The sequence below is a fragment of the Serinibacter salmoneus genome, assembly GCF_002563925.1.
Lineage (GTDB): Bacteria > Actinomycetota > Actinomycetes > Actinomycetales > Beutenbergiaceae > Serinibacter > Serinibacter salmoneus.
The window spans coordinates 1542617-1562625 of sequence record NZ_PDJD01000001.1 but is presented as its reverse complement, the minus strand read 5'-3'; the positions used below and the strand labels follow the sequence as shown (position 1 = coordinate 1562625).

Below are 20009 nucleotides of genomic sequence, written 5' to 3'. Positions count from 1 at the left end.
GGGCGGTCATGTGGAGGCGACCCACACCCGCCGCAGTACACGCTGCGCTTGAGGTAGTGGTGGTGAGCCTGGGTCTTCCCCCCGGAGGTCCGGTGCGCGGTGAGCACCGGCTGAACTCTGAACCAGATTTTGGTGGCGACGAGCGGTTCGTGGATGCCGTCGTGGGTCGCGCCCCGCAAGCAAGTGTTGCCCGTGTAGTACGGGCTGGACAGCATCCGCTGGATAGTCGAGAGCGCCGGTCGCGCAGGCCCTAACGGCCCACTTGACCAGGGTGGCACGTTCGGGGTCTGGTCCAACGATGCGCGTCTCGCGGCCGAAGCCGTCCCGCTTGGTCACGTTGAGATAGCCGATGGACACCTTGCGGCTCGTGCCGCCGTTGGCCATAGCGTCCCGAACCCCGGCTATGTGATCGCCGCTCTCGTTGAAGGTATGCGCGACCTTCTGCTCGTGAACACCAACGAGCTGCTCCAAGACCTGCCGCGGCGACCGCATCCCCGAGGACAGGTCACCGACCACCCCGTACATCTGTGCGGGCTGATCGAACGTGCGGCTCGCGTGCGCGAGCCCCCGCAGCGACTCGAAAGCCTCCGCGGCGTCGGCGGTGGAATTGAAGAACGTTGGCATGATGGACCTCCTGATATCTTCTGATAGGGAGGTGTGTGCCGAAGCCTCGGACGTTGTTGGAGGTCGCTTGGATGCACGTACCAGGCGTCGGAGGGAGCCACAAGGCAGTCACCGGCGAGAAGGAGAGCCCACATGGATGACGCGCGGGACGAGTCCGATACGGACGAGGCCGTTGGTGGCGAGCCTGGGCAAGTCGGCCAGGCACAGTCCGACGCACTTGAACGTGCTGCGGCTACGACTCTCGTTGAGGTGACGCCCGGAGTGGCAGTCGTGTTCGGCGAGGTTCCCGACGGTCTTGAACTCATCAGCCTTGACATGGTGCCTTCGTTCGACCGCGCGCAGCTCTCGACTGCTCTCGGGTCCCTCAGCAACGCAGGGACCATCGCGGGAAACCTGGCGGAAGCTATGTCCAGCGCTCAAGGACTCTTCCGCGTCAACGATGCGACGATGTCTCTGCTCAATGGCGGCGGGCAGATGGCAGTCAAGGACGGTGCCAACCTCGGGGCGATCTTCCAAAACGGCAAGATCGTCGGACAGGCGCGTTTCATCCCCGCTTCGATGACGGCCGCCACGGCCGTGGCAGCAGTCGGTCCGGCCGTCGCCATGATCGCCCTCCAAATGCAACTCGGCGAGATTTCCGGCCTAGTCCGCTCCAACATCCAACTCACGACGCAGACACTCAAAGCCATCCGAAACGAGCAATGGGCCGAACTGGAAGGATTGGCGGAGTCAGTCGACGAGGCAGTCAAGGAGACCCGCGAACTCGACGCCATCACAGACTCTGTCTGGGAACCCATTGCGCCCAGCGGCCCCGACATCCGCAAGCAGTTGAAGCTGTACCGCAAGAACGTGGCCGGTCACATCCAGGAGTTAGGGAAACTTGACGGTCGCGCTCGCCGCCAATATCTCGAATCCAACGCCGAAGCAATCGTCTTCGATACCTACGCGCTTCTCAGTTCACTCAAGACCCACGCGGAGTATCAAGCGGTCCGAGCCGCCCTCGCCAGAGCGCGGAGTGCCAACGACGAGAGCGAAGCACAGTTATTTGACCGGATCGCTCGGAACACGCCGCCTGAGGTCAACGAGGCGCTCTCCGAGATCCGTGAATTGACCGAGGCGCTCGTACGTGAGTTGCGGATCATCGCCGAGCTCCCCGGGCGAGCCACTGTGCCTCTGACGAAGAAGCGGAAGGACGCGAAAGCGTCTCAGTTGACCTGCAAACAGCTCCTCGAAGCTATCGAGCCCTTGGCTGACATGCTGCAGCCAGCAGTTGCCATGCCAGCAGTACCGGCGACTGTGTGCGCACCCGAGGGACTCGAACTCGACCCCTACCTGCACATCCTCCGGTGGTTCCTTGAGGACGGCGAAGCACTTCGCAGTGTGGCATTCCCATATCAGGTCGGCGCTCACAACTTCACTGGCATCGTGCCAGCGATTCTCGCTCGACGGGTCGATGCGACCTGGGGCGCGCTCACGCCCGGGAGGGCTGGCGCCATCGTGGAAAGGGTCGCGTCGAGTACCTTCGTGGCGGTCACCGACCGGCGGGTCATCACTGCCGATCCACGAGACCTCCTGAGACGAGGCGAACTCGGCCCGATCTACTCGCTGGACGAGGTGCATCATGTGCGCCCTCGATCTGTTCGTGGAGGGGATGTTCGACCGACCATCGACGTGACCACAGATCATCGGGACCTTCACTGGATGTTTCCGGAAGCCGCCGACCCCGCCGACATCGACACCCTTACTGAGGCTCTCTCGGAGGGAACCTCGCACGTGATCCCTGCTCCGGCTGCGATCGCACAGTCCGTCCCACCCCACACGGCCACCGATTCCTAGACTCGTCGGCACAGCGGGAGCGCGGCGGCGGTGAACCCTGCGGCCTGCTGGCCGACGAGAAGTCGGGTCTCGCAAGACGTTTGGATGGCAGCCTGCTCGATAGCGGCGACAGCGGAGTCGGGCTTCTCCGCCGTGGTGGCGGAGACGGAGATGAGTCCGGTGTAGCGGAGGATTCCGTGCCCGGCAGTGAGGTCAGTTTCCTGTTCGAGCACGTCGTGGTACTCGGCGGTTTGGGAGGCGTCCTCGATCTACCCGATCTTCGCCCGCCGGGCTTGGTCGGAGATGTGCTCGACCTTCTTCTTGCGGATGTCGCGAGCGGCATGGTTTTCAGTGGCGTCCGGGGTTTGAGAAGCGCCTACGAAGGCCCACCCCTGATGCTGTGAGTGTGGCCGCGCAGGCCTCGCCTCGGCGTGAGCTGCGAGTCCGGACAACGAGCAGCGGTGGGGCGAGCGTGTCCGAGGATGATCTGATGAATCGGTGACCGCGCACCTCACCTCCCAGGACATCCTCGACGCCTTCGACGACGCCACCGAGTGGACCGACCTCTACGACGCCACCACCGATCCGTCCACGACCTCGCCGCAGTACGCCTCCGAACTCGCTGCCGCACGCCAGAAGTCCGGCGCGACCGAATCGATCCGCGCCGCCGAGGCCACGATCGCCGAACGGCGCGTCGCGATCGTGGCGAGCGAGTTCGCGTTCATGGGCGGCTCCCTCGGCGAGCGGGCCTGCGCCATCCTCGCTGCCGCCGTGCGGCGCGCCACCGAGCGGGGCCTCCCGCTGATCGCCAGCCCCGTCAGTGGCGGTACGCGGATGCAGGAGGGCGCCCTGGCCTTCCTGCAGCTGGCGACCCTGGGTCTGGCGCTCACCGAGCACAAGGCGGCGGGCCTGCCCTACCTCGTGTACCTGCGCAGCCCCACCACCGGGGGCACCCTGGCCTCCTGGGCCTCGCTCGGGCACCTCACCGTCGCGCAGCCCGAGGCCTTCCTCGCCTTCCTCGGCCCTCGCGTGGTCGAGACCATCACCGGCGAGCCGATCGCCGACGGCGTCCAGCGCGCCGAGCACCTGCAGCGCACCGGCGTGGTGGACCGGATCGCCGACCTGCCGGGCTTCGTCGCGATCGCCCGTGACACCCTCGCCGCGCTCGCGCCGGCTGGGGTCGATGCCGCCGCCCCGGCGTCGCGGCCGACGCCAGCCGGCTCCGAGCGCGATGTCTGGGCCGACGTGGAGGCCACGCGAGCGCCTGGCTGGCCCGACGTGACCGCGCTCGTGGCGGCGATCGGCTCGCACACGGTCGAGATGGTGGGGCCCGAGGCGGCGATGTCCGACGGCGCCGCGTACGTGGCGTGGTCCAGGATCGGTGATCGCGGGGTCGTCGTCGTCGGCTTCCGCGGTCAGGCCGGCGCGCCCTACGTCAGTCCCGCGGACCTCGCCCGGGTGCGCTCCGCCGTCGCGGATGCCGCTCAGCTCGGCCTGCCGGTCGTGGCGGTCATCGACCTCGTGGGTGGTGAACTCACCGCGCCGGCCGAGGAGGGCGGCATCGCCCGGGAGATCGCCCGCAGCCTGGCGCAGTTCGTGGCGGCGCCGGTGCCGACGGTCGGGGTCCTGCTCGGCAAGGGCACGGGGGGTGTGGCCTTCGCGATCGGCGCCACCGATCGGGTGATCGCCCTGGAGGGCGCCTGGTTGGCGCCGCTGCAACCGGAGGGCGCGAGCGCGATCCTGTACCGGGACGGTGACCACGCAGCCCAGCTCGCCAGGTCGCAGGGGATCGGGGCGCGGGAACTCGGCGGGTATGTGGACACCGTGGCGACCTCGCTCGCCGAGGTGGGCGACGCCGTCGCGCACGCCCTGGCGGACCTCGCCGGGACCACGGCGAGCCAGCGCCATGCCGCACGCGTGGCACGGTACGCCCGCCTCGGCCGGTAGCCGCATGTCCCGGCGAGGAACGGCAGGCGCATCCGAACCACATCCGTAGCGAGTTCTTTACCTCCCCGATACCTGGCGTCCTTAGCCTCACGGAAACGGACGGCGCCCGACGCGGCACCGCCCCCGCCCGCATACCAGGGAGGTGCTCGTGCTCGACTCGGTCGACCCGTTCATCGGGACGCTCGCCACCGACCTGCCGCCACGCAGCGGGCTGGCGGCCACCTGGTGGTGGCCCAAGCCGCAGGTCGGGAACACCCACCCCGGGGCGGCCTACCCGCTCGGCATGGTCTCGGCGTGCGCCTACTCCGGCGCCTACCCCTGCGGGTACGGCAGCTACGACCTCGGGACCGAGGGCCTGCCGGTGCCGATCCGGGAGCGCCACGAGGCCTCCGGTTTCTCCCACTTCCAGCAGTCCGGCACCGGCGCGATCCGCAAGTACTACAACTACATGCGGGTCACCCCGATGCAGCAGCCCCTTGACGACCTCGGCGCCACCTGGGCGATCACCGAGGAGGAGGCCTCACCCGGCTACTACCGGGCGATGCTCGACTCCGGCATCCAGGCGGAGCTGACCGTCGGGCCGAAGAGCGCCGTGCACCGCTACACCTTCCCGGCGAGCGACTCCTCTCGGGTGGTCATCGACCTGTCGATGGGAGGACTCCAGCTCCCTTACGGCGAGACCGTGCCGCTGCGGGCACGACTGGACATGGTCCGCCCCGGCGTCGCCTGCGGCGAGATCACGGTGGAGGGTGCGCCCCTGGCCGTCCACATCGAGTGCGACGCGCCGATGCGGCAGCTGCTCTGGTACGACCGCCGGCTCATGCCCGGTGGCTCCCGCCTGGAGTTCTCCGACATCCGCCCCACCACGCTGCGGCCCTTCGGTCTGATGTTCGTGGGCCCCACCGAGGCGGGCCAGACGGTCGAGATCCGGATGGGCTTCTCGCTGCGAGGAACCGACCAGGCGGAGGCGAATCTGCGGGCCGATGTGGGGGAGGCGCGCCCGGCCTTCGACGTGCGTCATCACGCCACCCGCCGGGAGTGGGCCCGCAATCTCGGGGCCATCGAGGTGGCGACGCCGAACGCCGAACGCGAGACGGTGTACGCCACGGCGCTGTACCACTCGCTCATCAAGCCGTGCTTCGGGCAGGACGAGTCGCCCTACTGGCCCATGGGCGGTCCGTTCGTCTTCGACCTGTGCACGATGTGGGACATCTACCGCACCCAGCTCCCGCTGCTCGGCATGATCCGCCCCGATGCCGCCGCCGGCATCGCCACCTCACTGCTGCGCGTGGCGGAGGAGGAGGGGAACTTCCCCATCGGGTACCGGATGGCGCGGGGTGCCGACCGGTTCTCCCGGCAGGCCAGCGCCCTGGCACACACCCTGCTCGCCGACCTGTGCCTGCGCGGTCCGCGCCGCGGCGGGGACGTGGACTGGGAATGGGCGTTGGTGCACATGCAGACCGACCTGCGGCGCACCTACGGTGAGGAGTACCTGCGCGACGGCGTGGCGCACCCGATCTCCCACACCCTCGACCTGGCCTTCGGCTACTGGTGCACGCAGGCGGTCGCCGACCGGGTCGGCGACGCGACGCTGCTGAAGCAGTTCGCACCGCTGGCCTCCGGGTGGCGCGCGGCCTTCGACCCGGAGACCGGACTGCTGCTGGACTCCACCTACTACGAGGGTGGGAAGTGGAACTACTCCTTCCGGCTCGTGCACGACATGGCGCGGCGCATCACCCTGGCCGGGGGCGATGAGGAGTTCACCGGCATGCTCGACCGCTTCTTCGGGTACGGCGCCGACCCGGTGCGCCAACCCGGCATGAAGCCGAGTCCGGGGGAGATGCGCCTGGGCTACGGCCTGAACCGGTTCGAGGGCATGAACAACGAACCGGACATGGAGGCGCCCTGGGCCTACACCTACGCCGGGCGACCCGACCGGACCGCGGAGGTGGTCCACGCCGCCGTGCACCAGACGTTCGCCGCCAGCCCGGGAGGACTGGCCGGCAACGACGACTCCGGCGGGCTGTCCTCCTGGTACGTCTGGGCCGCACTCGGCCTCTTCCCCGTGGCGGGGCAGGACATCGTGCTGCTCAACGCCCCCTCGTTCTCCTCGGCCGACATCCAGGTCCCCGAGGGCACCCTGTCCATCCGCACGAAGGGATTCCGCGAACCCGACCGGGACGGTCCCCCGCAGTACGTCACCCGAGCCACCCTGGACGGTCAACGGCTCGACCGTGCCTGGGTGACGGGGGACCGCCTCTACCGCGGCGGCGAGCTGGTGTTCACCCTCGCCGACGCACCCTCCGACTGGGGGCGGACCGACCGTCCACCCTCGGGCAGTTACGAGCAGCACCAGCGCGCACGCGCGCGCGATGACCAAAGGAGAACGCGATGATCACGACGAGCCTGACCCGCTACCGCCGCCTGGTGATCGTGGTGCGCGCCGATCCCGTGATCTGCGGTCACTCGGTGGAGGCCCGCAACCTCGCCGAGGCGGCCCTGCAGCAGGGCTTCGAGGAGGTCAAGATCCTCAGCTGGCCCATCGATCGCCTCGAGGCCGCCGGTCTGCCGCTCAAGCCGCTGGACCACATCTCGGCCTACTCCCCGGGCATCAGCGTGGAGCGTCCGGACCCGGTGGGGGACTACCGGGTACCGGACGGGCGCTGGCAGGCCGGCCTGGTGGGTCGCCTGATCGAGCTGTTCACCGACGGCGTGCCCACCGTGTGCATGTCGCTCTACCTCTCCCCGCACACCCTGGCGGTCACCGAGGCCGTGACCGCCGCGCACCGCACCGGGCTGCCCGTCGACGTCGTCACGGTGGCCGAGGCCGTGGGCTCCGACATCACCAACGTGGTGCGCAACTGCGTGGAGCAGGACAAGTTCGGGGCGGCCGCGCACGTGCTGTCCAGCTACCTCGCCTCGGACGTGGTCGTGGCGGTCTCGCAGTACACCAAGGACCTCATCGTCGAGTCAGCCGCCGAGGTCGATGCCCGGCACGGCACCACCTTCGCCGATCAGTGCCGCCGACGGGTGGAGATCTCCTACCCCGCGTTGGACACCGCCTCCTACCTCGGCACCACGCAGCAGGAGGTGGACGCGGTGATGGGGGATCGGGGACTGGCAGGCACCCCCTACGTGCTGTTCCTCTCGCGGCTGACCGAGGCCAAGGGTGTGCCCGACCTCATCGCCGGCTTCGAGCGGTGTGAGGCCGCGAGCGGTGCGAACCTCGTGATCGCGGGGCGCGGACCGCAGGAGAAGGAGATCGCGGCGATCGCGGCGGCCTCACCGATGGCGGAACGCATCCATGTGCTGACCGATGTGGGCGACGACGAGAAGCCGGCCCTGATGCGCGGCGCCCGCGCCTTCGTGCTCCCCACCCTGCCGCGCCCGGAGTTCGTGGAGACCTTCGGCATCGCGGTGGTGGAGAAGATGCTCGCCGGCGGGGGTGTGGTGGCGACCACGACCACCGGCGGCGTACCCGAGGCCGTGGGTCCCACGGCGCGCACCATCGAGATCAACGACCCCGACTCCATCTCCGAGGCCCTGCAGGAGATCCTCACGATGTCCCCGGAGGACCTGCTCGTCTGGGAGGAGCGGGCACGGACCTACGCGATGCAGTTCGACCGCGCCGAGGTGCTGCGCAAGATCCTCGGTCACGTCGCCGCCGAGGTGGGGGCGCCGTCCCCGATCCGGGAGGCCATCGGCGCCTGAGCCGTGGCTCGCCGAGACCGTGGGGTCGTCGGCGAGGCCGTGGCCCGGCGCCACGGGTCGGGCGCCGATGCCACGGATTCGCGGGGGTGGACGGAGGAGGGGATTGGTGGATACCTCCAACTCCCCATGGCGGCGTTCGTGCGTGGCGTCGCCTTCCGGTGCCGGGTGGCATCACCTACGGTTGTGGCGTGACGACAATCGGCGCTCCCCTTCCCGCCCGCGGCCCCGTGCTGGCCGACCTCCTCCCGGCCGCTGCCCGGCCGGGATCGCCCCGCACCCGGGCGCGGTCCGCCGTGGCGCGTGCCGCTGCGGTGAACGCCGCCCTGGTGCTGACCGGCACCCTGCTCGTGGCCGGCCTCTCCCAGGTGCTGGTTCCGCTGCCGTTCACGCCGGTGCCGCTCTCGCTGGGCACCCTCGGCGCGCTCCTGGTGGGGGCCGCCCTCGGCCCGGCCCGCGCCGCCGCCTCGCTGGGGATCTACCTCGCGGCCGGCATCCTCGGCGTCGGGTGGTTCGCCGGTGGCGCGAGCGGCTGGGCGTTCGCCAGCTTCGGCTACCTCCTGGGGTTCCTCGCCGCCTCGGTCGTGGTGGGGGCCATGGCCCGCCGCGGCGCCGACCGCTCGGTGTGGCGCAGCATCGGGATCGGCCTCATCGGCGGGGCGATCGTCTACGCCTTCGGCGTCCCGTGGCTCATGGTCTTCACCGGCTCCAGCCTCGGTGAGGCCCTGGTGATGGGGGTGGCGCCGTTCGTCCTGGGCGACGCGATCAAGGCGGCGATCGTCGCGATCGTCCTCCCCAGCGCCTGGGCGCTTCTCGCGCGAACGCGCTGAGACAGTGCGCTGACTCACTCCTCCTCGGGCGTGCGCTGGGCCAATCCGGTTGCGGCGTCCGCCTACACTCGATCCACGTGATCACCACCCAGGGCCTAGAGATCCGCATCGGCGCCCGCACGCTGCTGTCCGGAGCCACACTGCGCATCGACAATGGCGACCGTGTGGGGCTGGTGGGGCGCAACGGGGCCGGGAAGACCACCCTGACCAAGATCCTCGCCGGTGAGGGCCAGGCCACCGACGGGATGGTCTCGCGTAGCGACGACGTCGGCTACCTCCCGCAGGACCCGCGCACCGGTGACCTCGAGGTGCTCGCGCGCGACCGGGTGCTCTCCGCCCGCGGCCTGGACGCCACCATGCGCAACATGCGCAAGGCCGAGGAGGCCATCGCCACCGAGACCGGCGCGGCGCGGGAGCGCGCCATGGACCGCTACAGCCGGTTGGAGTCGCAGTTCCTCGCCAAGGGGGGCTGGGCGGCGGAGGCGGAGGCCGCCCGCATCACCAGCAACCTGGGCCTGCCCACGCGCGTGCTCGAGCAGGAGTTGCGCACCCTCTCCGGTGGGCAGCGCCGTCGCGTGGAGCTGGCCCGCATCCTGTTCTCCGGGGCCAGCACGCTGCTGCTGGACGAGCCCACCAACCACCTGGATGCCGACTCCATCGTCTGGCTGCGTGACTACCTGCTGGCCTATCCCGGCGGGTTCGTGGTCATCAGCCACGACGTCGAGTTGCTGCGCGCCACCGTGAACACGGTCTTCCACCTCGATGCGAACCGCGCCCAGATCGACGTCTACAACATGGGCTGGGACCGCTACCTGCAGCAGCGCGAGACCGACGAGAAGCGGCGACGCCGGGAGCGGGCCAACGCGGAGAAGAAGGCCGCCACCCTCATGGCGCAGGCCGACAAGATGCGCGCCAAGGCCACCAAGGCTGTGGCCGCGCAGAACATGGCCCGCCGTGCCGAGCGGCTGCTGGCGGACCTGGAGGACGTGCGCGCCGTGGACAAGGTCGCGCACCTGCGCTTCCCCGACCCCGCGCCGTGCGGCCGCACCCCGCTGCGGGCCTCCGATCTCAGCAAGACCTACGGTTCCCAGGAGGTCTTCACCGGCGTGGACCTGGCGATCGACCGCGGGTCCCGCGTGGTGGTGCTGGGGCTCAACGGTGCCGGCAAGACCACCCTGCTGCGGATCCTCGGCGGTGTGGAGGAGCCGGATACCGGCCAGGTGGAACCCGGGCACGGCCTCAAGATCGGCTACTACGCCCAGGAGCACGAGACCCTGGACACCTCAGCCACCGTGGTGGAGAACCTGCGCCGCAACGCCCCGGACCTCACCGACACCCAGGTGCGCAGCGTGCTCGGCTCCTTCCTGTTCTCCGGGGAGGACGCCGACAAGCCCGCCGGCGTGCTCTCCGGCGGTGAGAAGACCCGGTTGGCTCTCGCGGTCCTCGTGGTCTCCAGCGCCAACGTGCTGCTGCTGGACGAGCCCACCAACAACCTCGACCCCGCCTCCCGGGCGGAGATCCTCGGGGCGCTGCGCACCTTCACCGGTGCCGTGGTGCTCGTGACGCACGACGAGGGCGCCGTGCAGGCGCTGGAGCCCGAGCGGGTGCTGCTGCTGCCCGACGGCGACGAGGACATGTGGAACGCGGACTACGCCGAACTGGTGTCGCTGGCCTGACGCCGCGCGGGCTCCCTCAGGCCGGCAGCGTGCTCCCGGGCGTCCAGGAGCGCGTCCTCTTCCTCCTCGAGCGAGGAGGCTCGGCGCCGTCGTGGGGTCGGGGTGCTCTCCTGCGCTCGGGACGGTCCTTCTTGTTCCGCGGCGTGCTCCGCGGCCTCCTCACGGCCCCGGCGCACGATGATGACCGCTGCCACCGGGATCGCGGCGGCGAAGAACCACCACTGGAACGCGTAGGACAGGTGCGAGCGCAGGCTCGTGCCCGGGTCGGGCAGGGTGCCCAGGGGAGCGGAGGCGGGCACGTCCTCGGCCATGCCGTAGGCGCTGGTGATCAGCGCGTCGGGGTCGACGGCGCCGCCGCCCGTGGACTGCGCCGCCGCGGCCTCGGGGGTCACCCGGAATACCTCACCAGCGGGGTTGGTGCGCTCGTCCTGCTCCTCCCGGGCGCGCAGCCGCACCACGATGCTCTGCTCGCCGTCCGGCACCGCGAGCGCACCCTCGGGCACGCTGCCGTCCTGCCGCCACCACCCGCGATCGACCAGCAGCACCCGGCCGTCCTGCGTCTCGAACAGCGCGAGCGCGTGGGAGGCGTTGGCCCCCTCCACGGGACGGTTGCGCAGTTGGACGCCGGAGTCCGGCACCCAGGAGCCGGTCAGGGTGACCGGGCGCCAGACGTCGTCGGGGTCGAGGTCGTCACCGGGCAGGAGGTCGGCCAGGGGCACCGGGTCCTGCTCGAGGTTGCTCACGATGAGGTTCACCTGCTCGGCGCGGGTGTGGTGTCGGTCCAGTTGCCACAGCCCCAGGCCCACGCAGACGGCGGAGGCGAGCAGCACCAGCAGCGCGCCCCCCAGCACGCGCCATACCCGGCGCCCGTCAGTCATCGCCGACCCGGCCCTCGCCGCGCATCTCGCTCAGCGGTACCACGGTCAGCGGGAAGTCCCGGGCGGCCAGGAAGTCGCGCAGGTGCTCCCGATGCCCCTCGCACGCCACCCAGGTCTTCACCCGGGCGGCATCATGGATGCGCGGGTTGCGCCAGTTCAGGGCCCAGATCGCGGGCTCCGTGCAGCGCTTGGCGCTGCAGATCACCTCGGTCATGCCCGTGGTTCCTCCTCCGGGCCGGGCAGCGCCGGCGGATCCATCAGTTCGGCCTGCTGCGCCGTGCTGGCACCCGGGATGTTGGCCATCAGCACGGCGAAGTAGGGCAGGAGCACCGCTCCCGCGAGACAGACCCAACGCAACCAGTTGTCCACGAGGAAGAGCCCGAGGATGCAGACCATCCGGATGCCCATCGACACCAGGTAGCGGGTCTCGCGCGCGCGGCGGTCCGCCGCGGGGGAGACCCGGGCGGTGGTGATCGAGTGCGCGCGCGCCATGCCTACGAGACTACGCGCGCCACGGCGCCGCGCCGATCCGCTAGATTCGTCGGGTGCCCGAGACGATGACTCCTGAAGGCCGCACCGTCCTGGTGACCGGCGCCACCCGCGGCATCGGCCGTGCGATCGCCGAACGATTCGTGGCCGCCGGCCACCGGGTCGCGACCATCTCCCGCAGTACCCAGGTGCCCGACGGCGTCCTTGCCGTGACCGGCGACGTCACCGACTCCGCGGCGGTGGATGCCGCATTCACGCAGATCGAGCAGGAACTCGGCCCGGTGGAGGTGCTGGTCGCCAACGCGGGCATCACCCGCGACGGTCTCATGATGCGGATGAGCGATGAGGACTTCGAGCAGGTGCTCGACGTCAACCTCACCGGTGCCTTCCGTGTGGCGCGGCGGGCCAGTAAGGGCATGATCCGTGCCCGATTCGGTCGCATCGTGTTCATCTCCTCGGTGATCGGGCTGTACGGAGGCGCCGGCCAGGTGAATTACGGGGCCTCCAAGGCGGGACTCGTGGGCGTGGCCCGGGCCATCACACGGGAACTGGGCGGTCGGGGGATCACGGCCAACGTCGTCGCCCCCGGGTTCATCCAGACGGCCATGACGGATGCTCTGCCGCCCGAGCAGCAGAAGACCTACCTCGCCGCGATCCCCGCCGCGCGATTCGCCTCCGCAGACGAGGTCGCCGGCGTGGTGCAGTTCCTCGCGGGCCCGGACGCCGGGTACATCAGCGGAGCGGTGATCCCTGTCGACGGCGGCCTCGGTATGGGCCACTAGCAGGACACCGGCGCACGACCACCACACCAGACGCAGTCTCGCAAGGAGAACCATGGGCATGCTCGAGGGAAAGACCCTGCTGATCACCGGCGTCCTCACCGACGCCTCCATCGCCTTCCACACCGCGAAGTTCGCGCAGCAGGAGGGCGCGACGGTCATCCTGTCCTCCTTCGGACGTCAGGCCAAGCTGACTCAGCTCGCTTCCAAGCGCCTGCCGCAGCTCGCCCCCGTGGTGGAGCTCGATGTCACGAACCCCGAACACCTGGCCGGCCTCGAGGCCGCGGTGCGCGAGCACGCCGATCACCTCGATGCCGTGGTCCACTCCATCGGTTTCGCTCCGCAGTCGGTGATGGGTGGCACGTTCCTCCAGGGGGAGTGGGCCGACGTGGCGACGGCACTGGAGATCTCCGCCTACTCCCTGAAGTCCCTCGCGGTGGCGGCCCGACCGCTCCTGGCCCCCGGAAGCAGCGTGGTGGGTCTCACGTTCGACGGCCGCTACGCCTGGCCGGTCTACGACTGGATGGGCGTGGCGAAGGCCGCCTTCGAGGCCACCTCGCGCTACCTGGCACGTGACCTGGGTGCGGACGGGATCCGCGTGAACCTGGTGTCCGCGGGACCGATCAAGACGACGGCGGCGCGCAGCATCCCCGGATTCGAGCAGATGGAGAGCAACTGGGCCGATCGCGCCCCCCTCGGGTGGGACTCCCAGGACGCGGAGCCGGCGGCTCGCGCCGTGGTGGCGCTGTGCTCGGACTGGTTCCCGGCGACCACCGGCGAGATGGTGCACGTGGACGGCGGATTCCACGCGATGGGTCAGTGATACCGGCGTGAGTCCGCACCGATTGCACCTGCTGCGCCACGCCAAGGCGGAACCGTTCTCCGACACCGACGCAGGCCGGCCCCTCGCGTTGCGGGGGCGGGAGCAGGCTACCCAGGTGGGTGAGCTGCTCGCACAGTCGGGCACGCCTCTCGACCTCGTGCTCGTCTCATCCGCCGTCCGGACCCGGCAGACCTGGCAGCGGGTGGCTTCCCGACTCGACCACGAGCCGCAGGTGCGGTACCTGGAGGAGATCTACGACGCGACGCCGCGGGAGGTACTGGCCCTGCTGCGCGGCCTCAGCGAGTCGGTCGGATCGGTCCTCGTGGTCGGGCACGAACCCACGATGAGCGCCCTGGCCACCACCGTGGCGGCCGAGGGCGGCGAGAGCGGCGTGCTGCGCGAGGAGATCCGGCTCGGGATGCCGACCGCGACGCGTGCAGAACTGACCCTCGAGGGCGCCTGGTCCGATCTGGGCCGCGGCGGTGGCCGGCTCGTGGCCATTCACCGCGTCTGAGCACACGCGTGGGCAGTCGGCCCGTCTCAACGGAGGATGTCGATGACCTCGTGCATAGTGCCCACCGCGTGGTCTGCGGCCACCGCCACCACCGGCTTGGCGCAGTAGGCGATCGAGAGGCCCGCCGCGGCCATCATCTCCAGGTCGTTGGCGCCGTCACCGATCGCGATGGCGGCGTCCGGTGACAGACCCACCTCGGCGGCGAACTGCGTCAGTGCTGCGGCCTTGGCGGACCGGTCGATCACCGGTCCCGCCACGCGGCCAGTGAGCACGCCGTCGTGCACCTCGAGCGCGTTGGCACGCGCGCGGGTGATCCCGAAGGAGGCGGCGAGCGGGGCCACGATCTCGATGAACCCGCCGGAGACGAGCGCGAGGGGCCAGCCGCGCTCGCCTGCGAAGGCCACGAGCTCGGCGATGCCGTCCGAGGGCGTGACCTCGGCGAGCACGTCCTCGAGAACGGTCGCGGGGAGGCCGGCCAGCGTCGCAACCCGGGCTCGCAGGGAGTCGGCGAAGTCGATCTCCCCGCGCATCGCCGCCTCTGTCACGCGGGCGACTTCCTCCTGCGCGCCGGCCCGCGCCGCCAGGAGCTCGATGACCTCCTGGGTGATGAACGTGGAGTCCACGTCCATCACGATGAGCCGTCGGGTGTCGGGAACGGGGGTCATGCGATCGGCACCTGTCACGCGTTCAAGCCTAGTCTCCCGGAGATCGCGGGATCTCCGGGAGACCAGGACGTGGTGCGTGACGGGCGTGCGTCAGGACTTCAGGGTGGCGCCGTCCTTGGTCACGAGCGTGCCCTTGGGCACCACGGTGATCCCGGCGGGCGTGACCGTGAATCCGCGCGCCACGTCCAGCTCGCGGTTCATCCCCACGCTGGCGCCCTCCTCCACCACGACGTTCTTGTCCAGGATGGCGCGGTTGATCTGCGCGCGGCGCCGGATCACGACGTTGTCCAGCAGCACCGACTCGTTCACCCGCGACCAGGAGTTGATCCGGCAACCCGGGGCGATGATGGACCCGTGCACCTCACCACCGGAGACCACCACTCCGGGCGAGATCACCGAATCGGTCGCCAGACCGATGCGCTCGGGGGAGGCGTGCACGAACTTCGCGGGCGGCAGCCCCACGTAGCCCGTGTAGACCGGCCACTCGTCGTTGTAGAGGTTGAACACCGGAGTGATGGAGATGAGGTCGCGGTTGGCGTCGTAGTAGGCGTCGAGCGTGCCGACGTCCCGCCAGTAGTCGCGGTCGCGGTCACTGGAACCGGGCACGTCGTTCTCGATGAAGTCGTAGAGAGCGGCCTCGCCCCGGGCCACGAACGCGGGCACGATGTCGCCGCCCATGTCGTGGCGTGAGGACTCGTTCTCCGCATCCGCCTTCACCGCCGCGATCAGGGCATCGGTGTTGAAGACGTAGTTGCCCATCGAGGCGAGCACCTCATCGGGGGCGTCCTCCAATCCGACGGCGTCGGTCGGCTTCTCGAGGAACTCCTTGATGAGGCGGGGGTTGTCCGGGTCGGCCTGGATGACGCCGAACTGATCCGCCAGCGACAGCGGCTGGCGGATTCCCGCCACGGTCAGCGGGGCGCCGGAGGCAATGTGCGCGTCCACCATCTGGGAGAAGTCCATCCGGTACACGTGGTCGGCCCCGACCACGACGACGATGTCGGGCTTCTCGTCGTCCAGCAGATTCAGGCTCTGGTAGATCGCGTCGGCGCTGCCGAGGTACCAGTTCTTCCCCATCCGCTGCTGAGCGGGGACCGGGACCACGTAGTTGCCGAGCAGGGTGGACATCCGCCAGGTCTTGGTGACGTGACGGTCGAGGCTGTGGGACTTGTACTGCGTGAGGACCACTGAGCGCAGATATCCCGAGTTCACGATGTTGGACAACGCGAAGTCGATGAGGCGATAGGTGCCACCGAAGGGCACGGCCGGCTTGGCTCGCTCAGCAGTGAGCGGCATGAGGCGCTTGCCCTCTCCGCCGGCGAGGACGATTGCGAGGACGCGAGGTGCTGCCATGACACGACCCTAGGGGGTCGCGGGGGTGCGGTGCTACAAAATCTCACCCAGCGTTCCGCATGGTGGATGGTGTCCGAGTCGGCTCTGACCTGGCAGGATCGTGGGTGGGTTCCACACGGGGACCATGACCCGAGGAGGCGTCGCCGCATGCGTGTTGACCTGCTGACCCGCGAGTACCCGCCGCACATCTATGGAGGGGCGGGTGTGCACGTGGCCGAGCTCTCCGCGGTGCTCGCCCGGCACCTCGATGTGCACGTGCGGGCATTCGACGGTCCGCGTGCGGCGGGCGTGGCGCCGCAGGGCGTGACCCTGACAGGCTACGACGCGCTGCCGGAACTCGCGGAGGCCAACCCGGCCCTGCGCACCCTCGGCGTCGACCTCGCGATCGCCAACGACGTCGCGGGGGCCGACCTGGTGCACAGCCACACCTGGTACGCGAACATGGCCGGCCACCTCGCCGGGCTGCTCCACGACATCCCCCACGTGCTCTCGGCGCACTCCCTCGAACCCCTGCGGCCGTGGAAGGCCGAGCAGCTCGGTGGCGGGTACGCGCTGTCCAGCTGGGCGGAGTCCACCGCCTACCACGGTGCCGCGGGCATCATCGCCGTCAGCGCGGGCATGCGCGAGGACATCCTGCGCTCCTACCCCGGTGTCGACCCGGCACGCGTGCACGTGGTGCACAACGGTATCGACCTGGACCGTTGGGTCCGACCGATCGGCCCGGACGGCCGCCTCACCGAGCGGGCGCGAGAGCTCGCCCGGGCGCGCGGTGTGGACCCGGACCGTCCCGCCGTGGTGTTCGTGGGCCGGATCACCCGGCAGAAGGGGCTGCCGTACTTCCTGCGCGCCGTGCGCCGGCTGCCCAAGGACGTGCAGGTGGTGCTGTGCGCCGGTGCGCCGGACACGCCGGAGATCATGGCCGAGGTCACGGGGCTGGTGGAGGAGCTCTCCACCGAGCGGGACGGCGTGGTCTGGATCCCGGACATGCTGCCGCGGGAGGAACTCATCGCGGTGCTGGCCGCGAGCACGGTGTTCGTGTGCCCCTCGATCTACGAGCCGCTGGGCATCGTGAACCTGGAGGCGATGGCGGTCGGGCTACCGGTGGTGGCCTCCGCGACGGGCGGGATCCCGGAGGTCGTCGCCGACGGCGAGACCGGGCTGCTCGTGCCGCTGGACCAGGCGAGCGATGGGACCGGCACACCGACCGATCCCGACACCTTCCAGCGGGATCTCGCCGAGGCGCTCGCCTCGGTGGTGAGCGACCCGCAGCGAGCCACCGCGATGGGGGAGGCCTCCCGGCGCCGGGTCGAGGACCACTTCTCCTGGGACGCGATCGGGGAGCGAACGATCGAGGTATACCGCACGGTGCTCGGCCGCTAGCGCTGCCGGCCTCGGTGGAGCCGGCGCCCTGCGGCGCCGAAGACCAGGGGAGCAGCCCGTGCCCGATGTCCACGGTGGCTCGTAGCACCTCCCAGGTGCGCGAGGTGGACGGCGCCGCCGGTGCTGGTGAACAGTGCGTGACGGCGTTCGCCTTCACCGTCGAGGGCATCTCCTACGGCGGGACCACACCCTGGATGATCGTGCTGACCACGTGCGTCAGTGCCTTGGTCGCCTCCACCAGTGACGGCAGCTGCTCATCGGCGTGAACTACACGTGCCGTGCCGGCTGGCCACGGCCACGGCCGCCCGCGCGGCACCGCGCAGCCGGACCAGGGCGCCAGACCTGGCCGCCGCCTCGCTCGCCGAGAGGGCGGCGCCCTCGCCCGCCAGGGCGAGGGCCACGACGGTCTCCAGTCGCAGCGCCTGCAGGAGCACCTCGGCGGCCGGCGCCTCGAGGGACTGCAGGACCTGCGTGGTCGCGCGGTCCGGTTCGGCGCGTAGGTCCAGGAGCGCCTCGCGGACCTCGGGGTCCTCACTGGCCACGTCCAGGCGGGTGAGTTCCTCGATGACGTCGTGCATCGCCTCCAGCAACTCGCGGCGCACCTCGGAGAGGGCGACCCCGGCGGGAGGGGCGGGCGGGCCCTGGAACGCCTGCCACGTCACAATCCAGCCGGGCTCCAGGGCAGAGCCGAACGGGGTGACCTCGGGGACCAGCACGCAGGTGCCCGACGCGGTGCGTGCCACGACCGCCTCACCTGCCTCGATCCCGGCGGCCGAGGCCGCGGGGGGAAGTCCCTGGGGGTCCCCGGCGCTGGGCAGGACCGCCCACACCTCGTGCACGCCGAGGTCGGCGAGCGCCACGGGGAGGGGAGCGTCCTGCAGGCGGTGCGGTTCGTCGTCGCCCGTCAACAGGCTCAGGGCCGGACGTGAACCCGCCACGAGCCGGGGCCAGAGCAGGGCAAGGGCGACGGAACGAGGGAGATCGGTCACCGCTCCAACTTACGACCACGCGGCGGCGGGTGCGGGCGCGCGCCTCACCGAATCGACGTGCCCGTCTGGGTAGGGTCGAGACATGACGCAGGTGCTCGCGCTCGATGACGCAACCGTCCGCCGTTCCGGGAACGACATCCTCAACCATGTCACCTGGCAGGTGCAGGAGGGGGAGCGCTGGGTGATCCTCGGCCGCAACGGCGCGGGGAAGACCACGCTGCTGCAACTCGCCTCGGCGAGGATGCACCCCACCTCCGGGCGGGTGGAGGTACTCGAGGAGACGCTGGGCGCCGTGGACATCGCCGAGTTGCGGCCCCGCATCGGGTTGGCCAGCGCCGCACTCGCCGAGCGCATCCCGCGCACCGAGATCGTGTTGGACGTGGTGCGCACCGCGAGCTGGGGCGTGACGGGCCGCTGGCGTGACACCTACGAGTCGGTCGACGACGAACGGGCGCTTGCGTTGCTGGCCGCGTTCGGCATGGCTCACCTCGCCGATCGCACCTTCGGGACTCTCTCGGAGGGCGAACGCAAGCGCGCGCAGATCGCGCGCGCCCTGATGGCGGATCCGGAACTACTCCTGCTGGATGAGCCCGCCGCCGGTCTGGACCTGGGTGGCCGCGAGGAACTCGTGGCGGCGCTGGCCGAACTCGCCGCGGATCCGAACTCACCTGTGACCGTGTTGGTGACGCACCACGTGGAGGAGATTCCCCCGCACTACACCCACGCGTTGATGCTGCGGGACGGCGCGGTGCAGGCGGCTGGCCCGATCGAGTCGGTGCTGACCGCGCAGAACCTCACCGCCACGTTCGGGGTGCCGATCACGCTCACACGGGCCGGTGACCGGTGGGCGGCGCGGGCCAGCGGGGAGTCCCGAGAGGCACGGCACGGCGGCTGATCGGTCGCGCGGACCGTCGGTGTGCACACAGCGCCGGCCGGCGCTCCCGATCCTGAGCGGGGACGCGTACGCTGGGGGGAAGGGAGGTGGTCACGATGATGTGGATTCTGTGGCTGTGCGCAGCGCTCATTCTGGCCCTGGTGGAAGTACTCGTCGTGGACTTGGTGTTCCTCATGCTCGCCGGGGGTGCGCTCGCTGCGACCGTGGCGGCGGCTGCCGGTGCGCCGTTGCCGGTGCAGGTAATCGTGTTCGCCGTCGTCGCTGCACTGTTGTTGGTCGCGATCCGGCCCTGGGCACTGCGTCGATTCCGCACCCAGACCCCGGAGGTCGCCACGAACACCGCCGCGCTGGTGGGCCAGGCGGCCATCGTCACCGAGGCCGTCAGTGAACGCGACGGCCGCGTGAAGCTCGACGGTGAGGTGTGGAGTGCCCGGCTCTCCGGCCCCGGGGTGCTCGAGGCCGGCACCGAGGTGCGGGTGCTGCGGATCGACGGCGCGACGGCGATCGTCGCCCCCGCCTCGGAGATCCAGGACGAACTGCTCTCCGACGCGCCACCTGCCTACCCCACGCCGGATGGTGATCGCTAGGCGCGCACCGGTGGCCGGGGCGCGCGCGAGTGCGCCGTCCGCCGGCTGAATTCATCT

The 20009-nt window shown here is 70.4% G+C and carries 20 protein-coding genes and 1 pseudogene; 13 read left to right on the top strand and 8 right to left on the bottom strand.

What is annotated here, in order from left to right:
- Nucleotides 1-6: 6 nt before the first annotated feature.
- The gene (locus ATL40_RS15395) at nt 7-624 is read right to left on the bottom strand and encodes a hypothetical protein (protein WP_245866858.1); all 618 of its coding nucleotides are present in this window, start codon (nt 622-624) and stop codon (nt 7-9) included.
- Between the two features lie 132 nt (nt 625-756).
- On the opposite strand from ATL40_RS15395, the gene ATL40_RS06860 reads away from it, so the two are divergent.
- Nucleotides 757-2460: a hypothetical protein gene (locus ATL40_RS06860; RefSeq protein ID WP_211283076.1), complete on the top strand. Its 1704-nt coding sequence runs from the start codon at nt 757-759 to the stop codon at nt 2458-2460.
- On the opposite strand, the pseudogene ATL40_RS15390 reads toward ATL40_RS06860, so the two are convergent.
- Nucleotides 2457-2786 (bottom strand): annotated as a pseudogene (locus tag ATL40_RS15390) (SCO6880 family protein); the annotation flags it as partial. The gene ATL40_RS06860 and the pseudogene ATL40_RS15390 overlap by 4 nt on opposite strands.
- Nucleotides 2787-2937: 151 nt before the next feature.
- On the opposite strand from ATL40_RS15390, the gene ATL40_RS06850 reads away from it, so the two are divergent.
- The 5 genes from ATL40_RS06850 to ATL40_RS06830 all read left to right on the top strand — a co-directional run bounded on the left by ATL40_RS06850 (nt 2938) and on the right by ATL40_RS06830 (nt 10600).
- Nucleotides 2938-4386 (top strand): carboxyl transferase domain-containing protein, encoded by a 1449-nt coding sequence (locus tag ATL40_RS06850; protein ID WP_098468888.1) that lies wholly within the window; start codon nt 2938-2940, stop codon nt 4384-4386.
- A gap of 148 nt (nt 4387-4534) precedes the next feature.
- The gene (locus ATL40_RS06845) at nt 4535-6781 is read left to right on the top strand and encodes a glycoside hydrolase domain-containing protein (protein WP_098468887.1); all 2247 of its coding nucleotides are present in this window, start codon (nt 4535-4537) and stop codon (nt 6779-6781) included.
- A complete protein-coding gene (locus ATL40_RS06840) occupies nt 6778-8097 on the top strand; it encodes a glycosyltransferase (protein ID WP_098468886.1) in 1320 nt (439 codons plus the stop codon). The genes ATL40_RS06845 and ATL40_RS06840 overlap by 4 nt, the downstream gene beginning before the upstream one ends.
- 188 nt (nt 8098-8285) lie before the next feature.
- Nucleotides 8286-8924 (top strand): biotin transporter BioY, encoded by a 639-nt coding sequence (locus ATL40_RS06835; RefSeq protein WP_098468885.1) that lies wholly within the window; start codon nt 8286-8288, stop codon nt 8922-8924.
- A gap of 77 nt (nt 8925-9001) precedes the next feature.
- Nucleotides 9002-10600: an ABC-F family ATP-binding cassette domain-containing protein gene (locus ATL40_RS06830; protein ID WP_098468884.1), complete on the top strand. Its 1599-nt coding sequence runs from the start codon at nt 9002-9004 to the stop codon at nt 10598-10600.
- On the opposite strand, the gene ATL40_RS06825 is transcribed toward ATL40_RS06830, so the two are convergent.
- From ATL40_RS06825 to ATL40_RS06815, 3 genes are read right to left on the bottom strand one after another with little or no spacing between them, the layout of a single operon-like run.
- Nucleotides 10573-11478: an SURF1 family protein gene (locus ATL40_RS06825; protein WP_098468883.1), complete on the bottom strand. Its 906-nt coding sequence runs from the start codon at nt 11476-11478 to the stop codon at nt 10573-10575. The two genes, ATL40_RS06830 and ATL40_RS06825, sit on opposite strands and share 28 nt — an antisense overlap.
- Nucleotides 11471-11692, bottom strand: coding sequence for a hypothetical protein (locus ATL40_RS06820; protein ID WP_098468882.1), 222 nt, complete (start codon nt 11690-11692; stop codon nt 11471-11473). The genes ATL40_RS06825 and ATL40_RS06820 overlap by 8 nt, the downstream gene beginning before the upstream one ends.
- Nucleotides 11689-11970: a DUF3099 domain-containing protein gene (locus tag ATL40_RS06815; protein WP_098468881.1), complete on the bottom strand. Its 282-nt coding sequence runs from the start codon at nt 11968-11970 to the stop codon at nt 11689-11691. The genes ATL40_RS06820 and ATL40_RS06815 overlap by 4 nt, the downstream gene beginning before the upstream one ends.
- Nucleotides 11971-12035: 65 nt before the next feature.
- Here ATL40_RS06815 and fabG point away from each other — a divergent pair, with 65 nt between their 5' ends.
- From fabG to ATL40_RS06800, 3 genes are read left to right on the top strand one after another with little or no spacing between them, the layout of a single operon-like run.
- Nucleotides 12036-12749, top strand: coding sequence for a 3-oxoacyl-ACP reductase FabG (gene fabG / locus ATL40_RS06810; RefSeq protein WP_098468880.1), 714 nt, complete (start codon nt 12036-12038; stop codon nt 12747-12749).
- Between the two features lie 52 nt (nt 12750-12801).
- A complete protein-coding gene (fabI, locus tag ATL40_RS06805) occupies nt 12802-13569 on the top strand; it encodes an enoyl-ACP reductase FabI (protein ID WP_098468879.1) in 768 nt (255 codons plus the stop codon).
- A 7-nt stretch (nt 13570-13576) separates the two neighbouring features.
- Nucleotides 13577-14083 carry a SixA phosphatase family protein gene (locus ATL40_RS06800; protein ID WP_098468878.1) on the top strand — a complete coding sequence of 169 codons (507 nt, stop codon included), beginning with the start codon at nt 13577-13579 and terminating at the stop codon, nt 14081-14083.
- Nucleotides 14084-14109: 26 nt separating this feature from the next.
- Here the strand turns inward: ATL40_RS06800 and serB are convergent, their stop codons facing one another.
- Both serB and glgC read right to left on the bottom strand, forming a co-directional pair.
- A complete protein-coding gene (serB, locus tag ATL40_RS06795; protein ID WP_098468877.1) occupies nt 14110-14748 on the bottom strand; it encodes a phosphoserine phosphatase SerB in 639 nt (212 codons plus the stop codon).
- A gap of 90 nt (nt 14749-14838) precedes the next feature.
- A complete protein-coding gene (glgC, locus tag ATL40_RS06790; RefSeq protein ID WP_098468876.1) occupies nt 14839-16101 on the bottom strand; it encodes a glucose-1-phosphate adenylyltransferase in 1263 nt (420 codons plus the stop codon).
- Between the two features lie 147 nt (nt 16102-16248).
- On the opposite strand from glgC, the gene glgA reads away from it, so the two are divergent.
- Both glgA and ATL40_RS06780 read left to right on the top strand, forming a co-directional pair.
- Nucleotides 16249-17481, top strand: a complete 1233-nt coding sequence (gene glgA, locus ATL40_RS06785) for a glycogen synthase (RefSeq protein WP_098468875.1) — start codon at nt 16249-16251, stop codon at nt 17479-17481.
- Nucleotides 17482-17546: 65 nt separating this feature from the next.
- On the top strand, nt 17547-17747 hold the full coding sequence (locus tag ATL40_RS06780) for a hypothetical protein (RefSeq protein WP_098468874.1): 201 nt from the start codon (nt 17547-17549) through the stop codon (nt 17745-17747).
- Here ATL40_RS06780 and ATL40_RS06775 read toward each other — a convergent pair.
- A complete protein-coding gene (locus ATL40_RS06775) occupies nt 17736-18470 on the bottom strand; it encodes a hypothetical protein (protein ID WP_098468873.1) in 735 nt (244 codons plus the stop codon). The genes ATL40_RS06780 and ATL40_RS06775 overlap by 12 nt on opposite strands.
- An 82-nt stretch (nt 18471-18552) precedes the next feature.
- On the opposite strand from ATL40_RS06775, the gene ATL40_RS06770 reads away from it, so the two are divergent.
- Together ATL40_RS06770 and ATL40_RS06765 are read left to right on the top strand one after the other, a co-directional pair.
- Nucleotides 18553-19365, top strand: coding sequence for an ABC transporter ATP-binding protein (locus ATL40_RS06770; RefSeq protein WP_098468872.1), 813 nt, complete (start codon nt 18553-18555; stop codon nt 19363-19365).
- Between the two features lie 95 nt (nt 19366-19460).
- Nucleotides 19461-19952, top strand: a complete 492-nt coding sequence (locus tag ATL40_RS06765) for an NfeD family protein (protein WP_098468871.1) — start codon at nt 19461-19463, stop codon at nt 19950-19952.
- The last annotated feature ends 57 nt before the right edge of the window (nt 19953-20009 follow it).